Source organism: Burkholderia sp. BCC0044, assembly GCF_902832955.1.
GTDB lineage: Bacteria > Pseudomonadota > Gammaproteobacteria > Burkholderiales > Burkholderiaceae > Burkholderia.
The window spans coordinates 1,576,662-1,591,354 of sequence record NZ_CADFDO010000001.1; the positions used below are offsets into that span (position 1 = coordinate 1,576,662).

The 14,693-nt window shown below is 70.1% G+C and carries 13 protein-coding genes; 5 read left to right on the top strand and 8 right to left on the bottom strand.

The features are described 5' to 3' along the window. Positions 1-7: 7 nt before the first annotated feature. From HWX14_RS07120 to HWX14_RS07155, 8 genes are all read right to left on the bottom strand, one after another. Complete coding sequence (locus HWX14_RS07120; RefSeq protein WP_175882094.1) at positions 8-640, bottom strand: DUF1571 domain-containing protein; 633 nt, start codon at positions 638-640, stop codon at positions 8-10. Further along, positions 637-1,056 carry a quinol oxidase gene (locus HWX14_RS07125; RefSeq protein WP_175882095.1) on the bottom strand — a complete coding sequence of 140 codons (420 nt, stop codon included), beginning with the start codon at positions 1,054-1,056 and terminating at the stop codon, positions 637-639. The genes HWX14_RS07120 and HWX14_RS07125 overlap by 4 nt, the downstream gene beginning before the upstream one ends. A 26-nt stretch (positions 1,057-1,082) precedes the next feature. Continuing rightward, a complete protein-coding gene (locus tag HWX14_RS07130; protein ID WP_175882096.1) occupies positions 1,083-1,865 on the bottom strand; it encodes an anti-sigma factor in 783 nt (260 codons plus the stop codon). Further along, positions 1,862-2,377, bottom strand: a complete 516-nt coding sequence (locus HWX14_RS07135; protein WP_175882097.1) for a sigma-70 family RNA polymerase sigma factor — start codon at positions 2,375-2,377, stop codon at positions 1,862-1,864. The genes HWX14_RS07130 and HWX14_RS07135 overlap by 4 nt, the downstream gene beginning before the upstream one ends. A gap of 27 nt (positions 2,378-2,404) precedes the next feature. Further along, a complete protein-coding gene (locus HWX14_RS07140; protein ID WP_175882098.1) occupies positions 2,405-2,764 on the bottom strand; it encodes a hypothetical protein in 360 nt (119 codons plus the stop codon). Between the two features lie 322 nt (positions 2,765-3,086). Then, entirely contained in the window at positions 3,087-6,122 is a 3,036-nt protein-coding gene (locus HWX14_RS07145; protein ID WP_175882099.1) for a hypothetical protein, read from the bottom strand. 511 nt (positions 6,123-6,633) lie between these two features. Then, complete coding sequence (locus tag HWX14_RS07150) at positions 6,634-7,878, bottom strand: FAD-binding oxidoreductase (protein WP_175882100.1); 1,245 nt, start codon at positions 7,876-7,878, stop codon at positions 6,634-6,636. A gap of 67 nt (positions 7,879-7,945) precedes the next feature. Further along, positions 7,946-8,725, bottom strand: a complete 780-nt coding sequence (locus HWX14_RS07155) for an ABC transporter substrate-binding protein (RefSeq protein ID WP_175882101.1) — start codon at positions 8,723-8,725, stop codon at positions 7,946-7,948. Positions 8,726-9,104: 379 nt separating this feature from the next. Between HWX14_RS07155 and HWX14_RS07160 the strand changes: the two genes are divergently transcribed. From HWX14_RS07160 to HWX14_RS07180, 5 genes are all read left to right on the top strand, one after another. Next, the gene (locus HWX14_RS07160) at positions 9,105-10,079 is read left to right on the top strand and encodes an ornithine cyclodeaminase family protein (protein WP_175882102.1); all 975 of its coding nucleotides are present in this window, start codon (positions 9,105-9,107) and stop codon (positions 10,077-10,079) included. Then, positions 10,076-10,870, top strand: coding sequence for a PAS domain-containing protein (locus tag HWX14_RS07165; RefSeq protein WP_175882103.1), 795 nt, complete (start codon positions 10,076-10,078; stop codon positions 10,868-10,870). Before HWX14_RS07160 ends, HWX14_RS07165 begins: the two co-directional genes overlap by 4 nt. Before the next feature lie 117 nt (positions 10,871-10,987). After that, on the top strand, positions 10,988-11,719 hold the full coding sequence (locus HWX14_RS07170) for a DsbA family oxidoreductase (protein ID WP_175882104.1): 732 nt from the start codon (positions 10,988-10,990) through the stop codon (positions 11,717-11,719). 133 nt (positions 11,720-11,852) lie between these two features. Next, a complete protein-coding gene (locus tag HWX14_RS07175; RefSeq protein WP_175882105.1) occupies positions 11,853-13,292 on the top strand; it encodes a DHA2 family efflux MFS transporter permease subunit in 1,440 nt (479 codons plus the stop codon). A gap of 334 nt (positions 13,293-13,626) precedes the next feature. Then, entirely contained in the window at positions 13,627-14,415 is a 789-nt protein-coding gene (locus tag HWX14_RS07180; protein ID WP_175882106.1) for a sulfite exporter TauE/SafE family protein, read from the top strand. The last annotated feature ends 278 nt before the right edge of the window (positions 14,416-14,693 follow it).

The following is a 14,693-nucleotide window of genomic DNA, read 5'->3' on the forward strand; positions in this document are numbered from 1 at the left end:
CGCGCCGTCACGGCGCGAAGAAGCGCTCGGGAAACGCGACGTCGATCTCCACGTCGTCGAGCGTCACGGTTTCGAGCGGCACGTCGTCATCGCCCGCGTAGCTGACGACCTTCAGCGGAAAACCGTCCGCGGCGTCGAGCCACAACCGGTAGCGGTGCACGCCGTCGACCGCGTGCGCGGGCGCGCCCGTGACCAGCACGCGCTGCGCGGTCCGGCCGCCGACGGCCTCCTCGCCTTCGGTCACCGTCGCGCCGCCCTGCTGCAGCGCATGAACGTTGCGCAGCAGTTCGCCGACGTCCGAGCGGTCGACCCGGTGGCCGGCGCGGTCGCGCACGAGCGGATTGGACGGCGACAGCGTCAGCGCGGGCGGCGCATGCGTGCCGAACGGACGCAGCCGCACCTTGCCGTCGCCGGGATCGTACGCGAGCACCGCGCCGCGATGCGGCGAGACGAAATCCATCCGGACGAAGCCCGGTTTCAGGTACGCGTAACGGATTTCGGTGCGCGCGCCGTCGCGCGCCGACGAGCGGATCGTCGCGCGGTACGAGCGGACGTGGTCGAAATGCGCCTGCGCGACGCTCACGGGATCGGCTGTCATGCTCGCTCCTATCAGGCTCGCGGCCAGCAACGCGGCGATCACGGCGCCGCCTCGACATCGAGCACGCCTTCCATCCCGCGCTCGCGATGGCTCCTGAAAAACAGCAGCCGGTGCGTGCAATAGTAGGCGAATCGACCGGGCTGCACCGGCGTGAAACGAAACGTCTTCGGCGTCGTGCCGAGCTCGGTACGTACCGCGATACCGGCCTGCGGCGCGTCGAGTTCGAAGCTGTGCGGCACCACGCCGGGCTCGGCCGACACGGTCAGCTCGACCGGCGCGTGCGCGCGGACGATCACGTGATTCGGCCGGAAGAAATAGCTGCCGCCGACGATCGTCACGCGCTGCACACCGTCCGCGTCGATCGGTACGCGCACGGGCGGGTCGCCCTCTGCGCGCGCAAGCGTCGTGCCCGCGACGAACATCGCCAGCACGAGTCCCTTCATCATCGCCGTCTTCATCGCCTGCTCCCTGCGGGTGCCGCGCGTCAGCCTTTCCACGCGTCGGTCGGCCCGCCCAGCGCACCGCATGCGTCGATCGCGAGCTCGCGCAGACGCCGTTCGTCGCCGCGACCGGATAACGCATAACCCATGCCGCGATCCGACCAGAAATACGTGTAGCGGCCATCGGCCGACATCGCCTGCGGCGCGAGACGCCGCGCATCGTACGCGGTCATGTACAGCGTCACGCGAGCGCCGTCCGCGCGCTGGTACATCAGCTGCGCGGCCGGCCCCGCGTCGCCGGGCAGCAACCGGCCGCCCAGCAGCACGTAACCGTATTCGTCGAGCGACGGTGCATGCACCGGCCGGCCGACGCGCGCCGACAGCCATGCGGCGAGGCGCGCCGGATCGGCCGCACCGACTTCCACCGGATGCTCGCGTTCGGCCGCGTACACGGCGTAGGCGACATCGGCGCGCGCGGCGAACGCCGGTTCGCGGCCGAACGCCGCCCAGCCCGCATGCAGCGCGACACCGATCAGCAGCCCGGCCGCCAGCCCCGCGAACGCATGCGCGACGGCGCGCCAGCGCGGCGCGCGGCGCTGCACGAACAACGCGGGTGCCGCGCCCGGCAGCGGGAACAGCGCCTTCAGCGCGTCGCGCTGCGCACGGTAGTGCGCGAATCGTTCGGCTTCCTGCGGATCGGACTGCAGGCGCTCGAGCACCTCGCGCCGCTCGTGCCCGGACAGTTCGCCGTCCAGCAACGCGGACAGCAGTTGCGCCGACGCATCGTCGTCCTGCTGGTTCGAAGGCTTGCGCGGATCGTCCATCATGGCTTCCCGATCACCCGTAACGTGGCCGTACCGTGCGCCGGCGGGGCGTCCGACAGCAACGCGCGCATCTGCGCGCGCGCCCGCGCGAGCCGCGACATCACCGTGCCCACCGGCACGCCGAGCACCTGCGCGGCATCGCGATAGCTCAACTCCTCGAGCGCGACCAGCAGCAGCACCTCGCGCTGTTCGACCGGCAGCCGGTACAGCGCGCGCTGCACGTCGCGCAACTCCAGGCCGCCCACCTCGCCGGCCGGCGCGGCCATCGTCTGCCAGGGCGCCGTCGCGTCGTCGACCGCGATCTCGTGCCGCGCGCGCAACTGGTCGATGAAGCGGTGCCGCAACAGCGTCAGCAGCCATGCACGCAGGTTGCCGCCGTCACGCGGCGGCCGGTTCAGCGCCCGTTCGAGCGTGTCCTGCACGAGATCGTCGGCCCACGCGCGCTCGCCCGTCAGCGCACGCGCATAGCGCGTGAGATGCGGAAGCCACACCAGCAGGTCCGATTCATAGCTCATCGGGGTGCCTCGCGCGTCGCCGCGCGGTCACGGCCGCGCAACGTGCCACATGCCGCCGATGCCGTCGCCGCTCGCGTCGCCGGCCTTGTGGTCCATCTTCCAGCGATACAGCGGGCGGCCGCGGTACGCCCATTGCTTTTTGCCATCGTCGCGGGCGACGAGGCTCAGCGCGCCCGACGCCTTGTCGTACGCGTCGGCGAACGCGGGCGGCCAGTTGGCTGCGCACGCGCTGTCGCACATGCTCTTGCCCGGCGCATCGCGATCGAACACGTACAGCGTCATGTGCGCTTCGTCGACCAGTTTCCCGTCGCCGACCTGGGGCGGTTCCGCGGCCGCCGGCCGCACGATCGCCGCCGTCAGCGCGGCAGCGAAAAGCATCCGTTTCATTCCCGTTCTCCTTGACGTCGTGTCGCGACACGGTGCCGCCGGACGGGACGATCGGCTGCGTCGCGATCATTATCCCGCCGGCCGGCCGCGCCGGAACTCGGTATGTAAACGGACGGTGGCGGGCGGTTATTCCATCCGGCGGCGCGACGAGCGGCGACGATCGTTCATGCGGCGAAAGAAAGCGGGAACCCGGAAACGACAACGCGGCATGACATCGCTGTCATGCCGCGTTGCGCGACACGTATTGCAACCCGTATTGCACGTCCGTTTCGCACGACGGCCGATGCGGCGCCGTCGTGCGGGTTCGGCCGGTTTCGGCCGCTTACCTCGGCAGTGCGCCGGTCAGCGACTGGAGCAGCGTCGTCACCGGGGCGAGCGGGTTGTTCGGCGAGCCGTTGCCGGAATGCGGCGTCACCGACAGGCCCGGCGCGGAACCGAGCACCGTGCCCACCGACGTGCCGGCCGCATTGACGACCGTCGCCGTCGAGTTGGCCCCCGTCGTCAGCAGCGAACCGACCACGCCGGCCGTGCTGCCTGCCGCGTTCGCGCCCGAGCCGAGCAGGCTGCCGCCTGCCGCCGCCGTCGAACCGGCCGCACCCGACAGCGCGCCGGCTGCCTGGCCGAGCGCCGCCGGGCCGTTCCCGAGTGCGCCCGTCACCGAACCGAGCGCACCGGTCAGTGCGCCGGCCGGGTTGCCGCCGCCCGTCAGGCCGCTCACGAGGTTCGTGATCGGCGCGATCGGGCTGTTGCCGGCGGCGCCGGACAGCGTACCGACCACCTGGTTCACGACGCCTTGCACCGGCGCGAGCGGGTTCGACCCGCCGAGGTTGCCGAGGGCACCCGTCACCGAGTTCAGCGCGCCCGTCAATGCACCGGCCGGATTGCCGCTGCCGAGCGTACCGACGACCTGGTTCACGACGCCCTGCACCGGCGCCAGCGGGCTCGTGCCGCCCAATGCGCCGAGCGCGCCCGCCACCGAGCCGACCGCGTTGCCGAGGGCACCGGTGGCGGTCCCGACCGCGTTGCTCAGCGTGCCGGCCGGGTTGCTGCCGCCGAGCGTGCCGACGACCTGGTTCACGACGCCTTGCACCGGCGCCAGCGGATTCGTGCCGCCGAGGTTGCCGAGCGCACCCGTCACGGAGCCGAGGGCGCCGGTCAGCGCGCCGGCCGGATTGCCGCCCGGCAGCGCGTTCTGCAGACCGTTGACGAGGTTCGTGATCGGCGCAATCGGGCTGCCGCCGCCTGCACCCGACAGCGTGCCGACGACCTGGTTTACGACGCCCTGCACCGGCGCCAGCGGATTCGCGCCGCTGAGCGCACCCGTCACCGAGTTCAGCGCGTTCGTCAGCGCGCCGGCAGGGTCGCCGTTGCCGAGCGTGCCGGCGAGTTGCGTGACGACGCCTTGCACCGGCGCGAGCGGGCTGCCTGCGCCGCCGACGTTGCCGAGCGTGCCCGTGATCGTGTTGACCGCGTTGCTCAGTGCGCCGGCCGGGTTACCGCTGCCGAGCGTGCCGGTGACCTGGTTCACGACGTTCTGGATCGGGGTGATCGGGTTCGCGCCGCCGCCGAGGTTGCCCAGGGCGCCGGTTACTGTGCCGAGTGCACCGGTCAAGGCGCCGGCCGGGTTGCCGCCGCCGATGCCGCCCAACGCGCCGGTCACCGTTCCGAGAGCGCCCGTCAAGGCGCCGGCCGGGTTGCCGCCGCCAACGCCACCCAACGCGCCCGTCACCGTGCCGAGGGCGCCGGTCAAGGCGCCGGCCGGGTTGTTGCCGCCGATGCCACCCAACGCGCCGGTCACCGTTCCGAGGGCGCCAGTCAATGCGCCCGCCGGGTTGCCGCCGCCAACGCCGCCCAACGCGCCCGTCACCGTTCCGAGGGCGCCAGTCAATGCGCCCGCCGGGTTGCCGCCGCCAACGCCACCCAGGGCACCGGTCACCGTACCGAGCGCGCCGGTCAATGCGCCCGCCGGACTGCCGCCGAGCGCGCCCGTGACGCCGTTCACCACGCCCTGCACCGGCGCGAGTGGGTTCGAGCCGCTGCCGAGGTTACCCAGCGCTCCCGTGACCGTGCCAACGACACCGGTCAGTGCACCTGCCGGATCGCCGCCGCCGATCGTGCCCGTAAGCCCGTTCACGACACCCTGAACCGCTGCCAGCGGATTCGAACCTCCGCCGAGATTGCCCAGTGCGCCGGTCACCGTGCCGACTGCGCCGGTCAGCGCACCCGCCGGGTTACCGCCACCGAGCGCACCCGTTACCTGATTCACGACGCCTTGCACCGGCGCCAGCGGATTCGAACCTCCGCCGATACCACCCAGCGCGCCGGTCACCGTGCCGACTGCGCCGGTCAGCGCACCCGCCGGGTTACCGCCACCGAGCGCACCCGTTACCTGATTCACGACGCCTTGCACCGGCGCCAGCGGATTCGAACCACCGCCGATACCACTCAGGGCGCCCGTTGCCGTGCCGAGCGCGCTGCTCAGCGTGCCGGTTGCCGTATTCAATGCGCCCGTCAGTGCACCGGCCGGATTGCCGCCGCTCAACGCGCCCGTTACTTGATTCACTACACCTTGAACCGGCGCGAGCGGATTCGAGCCACCGCCGACTCCGCCCAATGCACCCGTTGCCGTGCCGAGCGCGTTGCTCAGCGTGCCCGTCGCCGTGTTCAGCGCGCCGGTCAGTGCGCCGGCCGGATTGCCGCCGCTCAACGCGCCCGTTACTTGATTCACTACACCTTGAACCGGCGCCAGCGGATTCGAGCCACCGCCGACTCCGCCCAATGCACCCGTCACCGTGCCGAGTGCCCCCGTCAACGCACCAGCGGGATTGCCGCCGCCCAGCGCGCCCGTCACCTGATTCACCACGCCTTGCACCGGCGCCAGCGGATTCGCGCCGCCGCCGACATTACCCAATGCACCCGTCACCGTGCCAACCGCATTACTCAGCGTCCCCGTCGCCGTATTCAGTGCCCCCGTCAGCGCACCAGCGGGATTACCGCCGCCCAGCGCGCCCGTCACCTGATTCACCACACCCTGCACCGCCCCCAGCGGCTGCACCGTGCCGCCGCCACCACCGAGTGCGCCCGTCACCGCCCCCACGGCTCCCGACAACACTTGCCCCGGCTCGCCGAGCGACGTCTGGATCGCACCCGACCCGCCCGCCGTCACGGTGACCGAGCCCAGCGGCGACGTGCCCGTCGCGACCAGCCCGACCGACACGCTGTTGGTCGGCGGATTGACGATCACTTGCGGAATCGGCAGCGAATCGAGGGCCCCCGCCATCGCGGAACCCGAAGCCAGCACCCCGAACACCGTCGCGACCGACAGCGCCACACCCGTCAATTTAAAATTCTGTCCCATCGTTATTTTCCCCATCTCGGTTGGCACTACGTTGACAAAGCATGGGGACGGATTGCACGAAGCGTGCCAATTCCGGAAATCGGATGATTCGTCTTCCTATTGACGGGCAATAATGCTTTTTTAATCGATTCAGCGGGAATTCACGGCTTGCAGCGCCCGAATCGTCTGACGAAAAAGGTCATCGGAACACGGATGTAACGTAACGTTTGCGAGCCCCGCAGTAACGTGTTCCGGTACATTCCGCGTAACGCCGGAACGCGGGGCCGCGATGCCGCCCCATGCCGTCATGGGTCAGCTGCCCATTACGCATTTCAGCAATATGAAAATGCATTGATAAATCGCGAATTTCCTGATTTTCTTTTATCGCGCGATTTTCTTTCTTATCGATTACGCAGATCATTTCCGATTGCGCGGATCTCGATAACGCGGACAGCAGAATGAAAAACTGTCAAACACGCGCATTGCCGCCGGCGCGCGCCGGCGGCCAAAACCGCATGTGCGCGCCGCCGGTTCAGCCGAAACGTGCGGGCCGGTACGGACGCGGATCGATATAGGTCGGCGCGCCCGTCATCATTTCGGCGAGCAGGCGGCCGGTCGCCGGCCCAAGCGTGAGCCCGTGATGGCAATGGCCGAACGCGAACCACAAATGACGGTGCCGTGGCGCGGGTCCGATCACAGGACGCATGTCGGGCGTGCACGGCCGCATCCCGAGCCACGGTTCCGGATCGAGCCGCTCGCCGATGCCGAACGCGTCGCGCGCCAGCGGTTCGGCGCGCGCGAGTTGCACGCCGGTCGGCGGCGCGTCGCGCGGCGCGATCTCGACGCCGGTCGTGAGCCGCAGGCGGCCGCCCTCCATCGGCGCGACGACGAAGCCTGCCTCGGTGTCGCACACGGGCACGTTCAGCGGCGTGCGCGTCGGCCGGTAATGCATGTGATACCCGCGCTTCGCGCGCAGCGGAATCCGGTAGCCGAGCGGCGCGAACACCTGATCGGACCACGGCCCGAGCGCGACCACGGCCGAGCGCGCGGAGATCGGCCCGTGTGCGGACCGCACCTGCCAGCCGTCATCGACCTGCACGAGCGTCGTCGCATCGCCGCGCACGAACGTGCCGCCGTCGCGCTCGAACAGTCGCGCATACGCCTTGGTCAGCCCGCCCGGACTCGACACGGTCTTCGGGTCCTGCCAGTGGAAAGCGCCGCAGAATGCGTCGCCGATACCGGGCTCGCGCGCGCGCAGCGCATGCGCGTCGAGCACGGTCATCCGCAGCCCGTGCGCGGCGGCGACCTGCTGCTGCGCGCGCGCTTCCGCGTCGAACAGCGCGGGCGAACGGAACGCCTCGATCCATCCGCCGTCGTGCACGAGCGGCTGGGCGTCGGTGCGCGCGAGCAGCGCATCGTGCTCGACGACGCTCGCCGCGACGAGCGGCAGCAGGTCGCGCGCGGCGGCGGCGAGCCGCTGCGGCGACGATTCGCGCCAGAAGCGCGCGAGCCAGCCCGCATACGCAGGCAGCGCGCGGTAGTCCCAATAGAGATCGACCGAGCGGTTGCGCGCATAGCGCAGCAGCGTGCCGAGCCGGCGCGGAAACGCATACGGCACGACCGACGAGCGCTCGATCAACCCGGCATTGCCGTGGCTGGTTTCCTCGCCGGGCGCGCGCCGGTCGACGAGCGCGACACGCAGCCCGCGATCCTGCAGATGCAGCGCCGACGACACGCCGACGATGCCGGCCCCCAGAACGATGACGTCGAAATCCATGCTTCCCCGCACTGTGTCGAGATGGGATGCGCCGTGCGCCGGCCCCGCGGCCCGCACGCGGCGGCGCTTACTTCGCGATGATGTCGCGCTTGAAGTACTTCTGCGACAGCGCGCTCAGCGTGCCGTCCTTCTTCAGCGCGTCGAGCGCGCCGACGATCTTCGCCTGCAGCGCCTTGTCGTTCTTGCGCAGCCCGAAGCCGGTGCCTTCGCCGAGCGTCGCCGGATCCTTCAGCGGCTCGCCGACGATCTGGTAGTCGCGGCCGGCCGGCTTGTCGAGGAACCCGTCCTGCGCGGTCTGCGCTTCCTGCACGGCCGCGTCGAGACGCCCCGCGACGAGATCGGCGTAGATCTGGTCCTGATCCGCATACGACACGACGGCCACGCCCGCATTGGCCCAGTGCGCCTTCAGGAAATCCTCCTGCGACGAGCCCTGCAGCACGCCGACGTGCTTGCCGCGCAGGCTCGCGACGTCGGGCTTCAGCGGCGAGCCGTGCTTCGCGACCATCACGATCGGCACCACGTAGATCGCCGGCGTGAAGTCGATGCTTTGCTTGCGCTTCGCGGTGATGTTCATCGCCGAATTGATCGCGTCGAACTTGCGCGCCTGCAGCGCCGGGATCAGCCCGTCGAACGCATTCTCGACCCACGCGCACTTCATGTTCAGCTTCGCGCACACCGCGTTGCCGACGTCGACGTCGAAACCCTGCAGTTGACCGGCCGGCGTCTTGCTCTCGAACGGCGGATAGGCGGCTTCGATCCCGAAGCGCAACGTGGTCTGTTCCGCATGGGCCGGGACGGCCGCGCACGCGAGCGCCGCGGCGGCGCAGAGGGAAAGTTTCCAGTTCATGACGGTCCTTCTGTTCTGGAGTGAGGCGATGAAAATCGGTCGCGCGACGCCGTCGGTCGGGCGCCGGGTCGGCATTCGACGCAGGCGGCCGCCGCTGGGCGACGTGTCGGGTTCTGCTCGCGAAATATAGACTGAAAGTCTACTATAGACTATAGGGGATACGAGGAGGCTCCCCTGTCGCCGGACGTCGAAATTTCGTCGCTCGCTCGGAATACCGCTGATTCCATGGCATTTTTCGTGAATCCGGTAACGACACATCGTCTCGAAAAGAAAAATCCTCCCGATTTAGTTTGTCTATATTAGACTTTTCGTCCATATAAAACCCGACCGGACACCGTCTTTCGAGACTTTCTGTCCAGCCCGCACCGGAGATGTCCCGATGACGCAAACCGTTCCTACCCTGCCGCTGACCGTCGACGAAGCCGCGGTGCGCGCGGCGCTGCCGTCGCTCGACGTGCTCGGCACGCTGCGCCGCATGTTCGCGTCGCTCGCCGCGGTGCGCGCGGTGCAGCCGCCGCAGACGCTCACGCTGTTTCCCGACCAGGCCGGCGACTTCATCACGTATCTCGGCGCGCTCGCCGACGAGCAGGTGTTCGGCGCGAAGCTGTCGCCGTACATCGTGGCGGGCGGCAAGCCCGACGGGAAACCGCTCGTCACCGCGTGGACGGCGCTGATGTCGATGCAAACCGGCCAGCCGCTGATGTGGTGCGACGCCGGGCTGCTGACCGTCGAACGCACGGCCGGCACGACGGCGCTCGCGGTCGACTGCCTCGCGCCGCGTGACGCGCGCCATCTGGCGATCGTCGGCGCGGGCGCGGTCGGCCTCGCGCACCTGCGGCACACCGCGGCGCTGCGCGACTGGGACACGATCCGCGTGTACTCGCCCGCGCTGGTCGGCAACGCGGCGCTGCAGGCGCGCCTCGCCGCACTCGACCCGCGCGCACGCGCGGCGGCGAGCGTCGCGGCCTGCGTGCGCGACGCGGACGTGGTGATGCTGTGCACGTCGTCGGGCACACCCGTGCTCGGCGACGGAATGCTCACGCGCCCCGCGCTCGTCACGTCGATCAGCACGAACGTCGCGCGCGCGCACGAAATCCCGCCCGCATGGCTGCCGGACATGGACGTCTACTGCGACCACCGGCACACGACGCCCGCGAGCGCCGGCGAGATGCAGATCGCGGCGGCCGAGCACGGCTGGGATGCCGGCCGGATCGTCGGCGACCTGCCCGCGCTCGTCGCCGGCACCTGCGCGGCGCCGTCGCACACGCGTCACACGTTGTTCCGCTCGATCGGCCTCGGGCTCGAGGACATCGCGATCGCGCATGCGCTGTACACGCATCTGACGCGCGGATGAGCGGCACGCGCACGCGGGGCCGATACAATGGCGCAATCGCCGCGGCGGCCGCGCGCGGGCGCACGGGCATGCCGGCCGACGGTGCGCCGGCCCGTCGGCCCGACACGCTGCCCGGCTCCCGCCCACTCGAGATCGCGACACCGATGCGCAAGAAGAAATCGCCCGTCAAAGACCTGCTGCTCACCCGCTATGCGCCGATCGCCGACGGTATCGCCGCGCTGTTCTTCCCGTACGCGGAAGTCGTGATCCACGACCTGCACGACCAGACCGTGCTGTATCTCGCGAACAACCTGTCGAAGCGCGAGATCGGCGACGATTCCGCGCTCGAGGAAATCGATCATTCGGCGCGCGAGCGCGTGATCGGCCCGTACGAGAAGCTGAACTGGGACGGCCGGCGGATGCGCTGCGTCAGCAACGTGCTGTTCGACGACGAAGGGCGGCCGGCCGGGATGATGTGCATCAACTTCAACATCGCGGTGTTCGACGAGGTGCGCGCGACGCTCGACCTGTTCATCAAGGGCGCAGGCGTCGTCGCGCAGCCCGACGAGCTGTTCCGCGACGACTGGCAGGAACGCATCAACACGTTCCTGCACGGCTGGCTGCGCGAACGGCAGATCGGGCTGAACGGGCTCACGCGCGAGCATCGGCGCGAACTCGTCGAGGCGCTGCACGCGGAAGGCGCGTTTCGCGGCAAGAGCGCGGCGAACTACGTCGCGAACGTGCTGGGGATGGGGCGCGCGACGGTCTACAAGCATCTGAAGCAACTGAAGGGAACGCAGGGCGAGGCTTGAGCGCGGCGCGCGCCCGTTCCGTACGGCACCACGGCTCCACGGCTCCGCGGACGACGAAGCGTCGCAACACGAAGTGATATAGTCTCGGTTACATTTTTTGCCGCCCCCGGACCGCCCATGACGACCGCTCCCGCCCCGACCACCCGCCCGACCCTGACCGTCGAAATCTGGTCCGACCTGATCTGCCCGTGGTGCTGGATCGGCAAGCGCCGCTTCGACGAGGCGCTGGCCGCGTTCGCGCACGCTGAGCGCGTCGACGTCGCGCTGCGCGCGTACCGGCTGATGCCCGGCCAGCCCGTCGAGCCGGTCGAGGCGATGCTCGCGGGCAAATACCGGATGGCGCCCGCGCAGGTCGACCAGATGCTGCGCCAGGTGACCGAGGCAGCCGCGAGCGTCGGGCTGCGCTACGACCTGCCCGGCACGCTGGTCGGCGACACGCTCGACGGCCACCGGCTCGTGAAGCTCGCGGAGGCGACGGGCCGCGCGCACGCGCTGACCGAGCGCCTGTATCGCGCGTATTTCTGCGAACACGGCTCGCTGTTCGATCATGCCGAGCTGACCGAATTCGCGGTCGAAGCCGGGCTCGAGCGCGCGGCCGTCGAAGCCGTGCTGCGCAGCGACGCGTACCGCGACGAAGTCGAAGCCGACATCGCGCGCGCCGCGCAGATCGGCGGGCGCGGCGTGCCGCTGTTCGTGTTCGGCAGCCGCTACGCGGTGTCGGGCGCGCAGCCGGCCGACGCGTTCGCGCAGGCGCTCGACCAGGCGTGGCGCGACGGCATCGTCGAACTCGACGGCGGCGACGCGGCCGCCTGCGGCCCCGACGGCTGCGAATTGCCGGCGCGCTCGTAACGCGCATCCCGCCGCACGCGCGCCGGGGCCGGGTGCGCCACTACGCGACGCTCCTGCCACAAACCGGCAGGAAGCCCGCGCCGCCGACATCTACAATGCACCCTTCGAATAACGATCGGAAGGCTGCAAGCCCATGACCCACGGGATACACGGCGAGAAGCGCTGGTACGCGCTGATCGTGCTCTGCCTCGGCGTGCTGATGATCGTGCTCGACAGCACGATCGTGAACGTCGCGCTGCCGTCGATCAGCACCGACCTCCACTTCACCGAAACGGCCCTCGTGTGGGTCGTCAATGCATACCTGCTGACGTTCGGCGGCTGCCTGCTGCTCGGCGGCCGGCTCGGCGACCTGTACGGCCAGCGGCGCATGTTCCTCGCGGGCCTCGTCGTGTTCACGCTCGCGTCGCTCGCCTGCGGGCTCGCGCAATCGCAGGCGATGCTGATCGCCGCGCGCGCGGTGCAGGGGCTCGGCGGCGCGGTCGTGTCGGCCGTATCGCTGTCGCTGATCATGAATCTCTTCACCGAGCCCGGCGAACGCGCCCGCGCGATGGGCGTCTACGGCTTCGTGTGCGCGGGCGGCGGCAGCATCGGCGTGCTGCTCGGCGGGCTGCTGACGAGTTCGCTGTCGTGGCACTGGATCTTCCTCGTCAACCTGCCGATCGGCGTCGCGGTCTACGCGATGTGCGCCGCGCTGCTGCCGCGCGTGCGTGCGCCGGCCGGCACCGCGCGGCTCGACGTGGCCGGCGCGATCACGGTGACGGCATCGCTGATGCTGGCCGTCTACGGGATCGTCGGCGGCAACGAGGCCGGCTGGCTGTCGACGCAGACCGTCGCGCTGATCGGCACGGCCGTCGTGCTGCTCGCGCTGTTCATCGCAATCGAGTCGCGCGCCGCGCATCCGCTGATGCCGCTCACGCTGTTCGCCGCGCGCAACGTCGCGCTCGCGAACGCGATCGCCGTGCTGTGGGCGGCCGCGATGTTCGCGTGGTTCTTCCTGTCCGCGCTGTACATGCAGCGCGTGCTCGGCTACGGGCCGCTGCAGGTCGGCCTCGCGTTCCTGCCGGCGAACCTGATCATGGCCGCGTTCTCGCTCGGGCTGTCGGCACGCATCGTGATGCGCTTCGGGATCCGCGGCCCGATCGCGGCCGGCCTGCTGCTCGCGGCGTGCGGCCTCGCGCTGTTCTCGCGCGCGCCGGTCGACGGCGGTTTCGTATGGCACGTGCTGCCCGGCATGGCGCTGCTCGGCATCGGCGCGGGCGTCGCGTTCAACCCGGTGCTGCTCGCCGCGATGAACGACGTCGACCCGGCCGATTCCGGGCTCGCATCGGGCATCGTCAATACCGCGTTCATGATGGGCGGCGCGCTCGGGCTCGCGGTGCTCGCGAGTCTCGCCGGCGCCCGCACCGACGCGCTCGCGGCGGCGCAGGCCGCGCCGCTCGACGCACTGAACGGCGGCTACCATGCGGCCTTCACGTTCGGCGCGGCGTTTGCCGCCGTGGCCGCGCTGACCGGTCTGGCGCTGCGCATCCGGCCGCCACGCGCGGTCGAAGGCGCCGGCCCCGCGATGCACTGACCGTCGACGGGCGAGCCGGGAGCCGAGAGCCGGGAGCCGAGAACCGAGAACCGGCATCGGATCAGGGCACGCGTTGTCGCGCCTCTTTTTTTGCGCGTCGGACGCGCGCCGCTTAAGTCCGGTTCGTCATCGCTTCCGGGCCGATCACCACCGTCGGCCGCGTCCCTGCTCAAACGCCCGTTTCACGTCCCGCCGGCCGCCGCCGTGCGCGCCTCCCCGGCCGATTTTTAACGCAGTCGTACGTTGACGCGTCACTTTTGCGACAATGGCGGACTTTGATGCGCGCGCCGCGGCCGCGCGCCGCCGCCGAACGCCGCATAACCGCCTGCTCCCGATGTCGCTTCCCCATATCGATCTGCTGTACTCGCTGTCCGGCCTGTTCGTCGGCATTCTCGTCGGCCTGACGGGTGTCGGCGGCGGTTCGTTGATGACGCCGATTCTCGTGCTGCTGTTCGGCGTCCACCCCGCGACGGCAGTCGGCACCGACCTGCTGTACGCAGCCGCGACCAAGGCCACCGGTACGCTCGTCCACGGCCTGAAAGGTTCGATCGACTGGCGCATCACGGGGCGGCTCGCCGCGGGCAGCGTGCCGGCCGCGGCGCTCACGCTGTGGTGGCTGCATACGCACGGGATGAACACGCCGGGCACCGCGCGGATGATCCAGCTCGTACTGGGCGTTGCGCTGCTGCTCACGTCGCTCGCGCTGATCTTCCGCCCTCAATTGACCGCGTTCGCCGCCCGCAACCCGCTCGCGCCGAGCCCCGCGCGCACGCTGTGGTCGACCGTGCTGACGGGCGCCGTGCTCGGCGTGCTCGTATCGATGACGTCGGTCGGCGCCGGCGCGATCGGCGTCACCGTGCTCCTGCTGCTGTATCCGCTGCTCGCGACGGCCCGCATCGTCGGTTCCGACATCGCGCATGCGGTGCCGCTCACGCTGGTCGCCGGCATGGGCCACTGGCTGCTCGGCTCGGTCGACTGGTCGATGCTGCTGTCGCTGCTGCTCGGTTCGCTGCCGGGCATCGTGATCGGCAGCCTGCTGTCGGCGCGCGCGCCCGAGCGGCTGCTGCGCAACCTGCTCGCGTCGACCCTGGTCGCGGTCGGCGTGCGGCTCGTGCTGGCGTAAGCAACGCCCCGCTTCCAGTGACAAACGCCGCCGCCGGCGCACGCATCCGCTTATCCTCAATAGAGGGCCGTTCATCCCTTTTTTAGGGATGAAGGGCCACGGTCACCCATGACGTCCGCGGCGACGCGCGCGCTGCTCCGACACAAAAATCGATGCCCCGGGAGTTCACGACTCCCGGGGCATCCGGAACAACAGCGACGTCACCAGCGCACGCGACCCGAAGCACGGGCCCGCATTGCGCGCGTGCACTTTTTCGTCGCGTCGCGTCGCGGCGGGCG

Coding starts and splice junctions, on each gene's coding strand:
- HWX14_RS07160 (WP_175882102.1), top strand. CDS start 9,105: ATGACGCAAACCGTTCCTACCCTGCCGCTGACCGTCGACGAAGCCGCG.
- HWX14_RS07170 (WP_175882104.1), top strand. CDS start 10,988: ATGACGACCGCTCCCGCCCCGACCACCCGCCCGACCCTGACCGTCGAA.
- HWX14_RS07155 (WP_175882101.1), bottom strand. CDS start 8,725: ATGAACTGGAAACTTTCCCTCTGCGCCGCCGCGGCGCTCGCGTGCGCG.
- HWX14_RS07180 (WP_175882106.1), top strand. CDS start 13,627: ATGTCGCTTCCCCATATCGATCTGCTGTACTCGCTGTCCGGCCTGTTC.
- HWX14_RS07130 (WP_175882096.1), bottom strand. CDS start 1,865: ATGATGGACGATCCGCGCAAGCCTTCGAACCAGCAGGACGACGATGCG.
- HWX14_RS07135 (WP_175882097.1), bottom strand. CDS start 2,377: ATGAGCTATGAATCGGACCTGCTGGTGTGGCTTCCGCATCTCACGCGC.
- HWX14_RS07150 (WP_175882100.1), bottom strand. CDS start 7,878: ATGGATTTCGACGTCATCGTTCTGGGGGCCGGCATCGTCGGCGTGTCG.
- HWX14_RS07145 (WP_175882099.1), bottom strand. CDS start 6,122: ATGGGACAGAATTTTAAATTGACGGGTGTGGCGCTGTCGGTCGCGACG.
- HWX14_RS07175 (WP_175882105.1), top strand. CDS start 11,853: ATGACCCACGGGATACACGGCGAGAAGCGCTGGTACGCGCTGATCGTG.
- HWX14_RS07140 (WP_175882098.1), bottom strand. CDS start 2,764: ATGAAACGGATGCTTTTCGCTGCCGCGCTGACGGCGGCGATCGTGCGG.
- HWX14_RS07125 (WP_175882095.1), bottom strand. CDS start 1,056: ATGAAGACGGCGATGATGAAGGGACTCGTGCTGGCGATGTTCGTCGCG.
- HWX14_RS07165 (WP_175882103.1), top strand. CDS start 10,076: ATGAGCGGCACGCGCACGCGGGGCCGATACAATGGCGCAATCGCCGCG.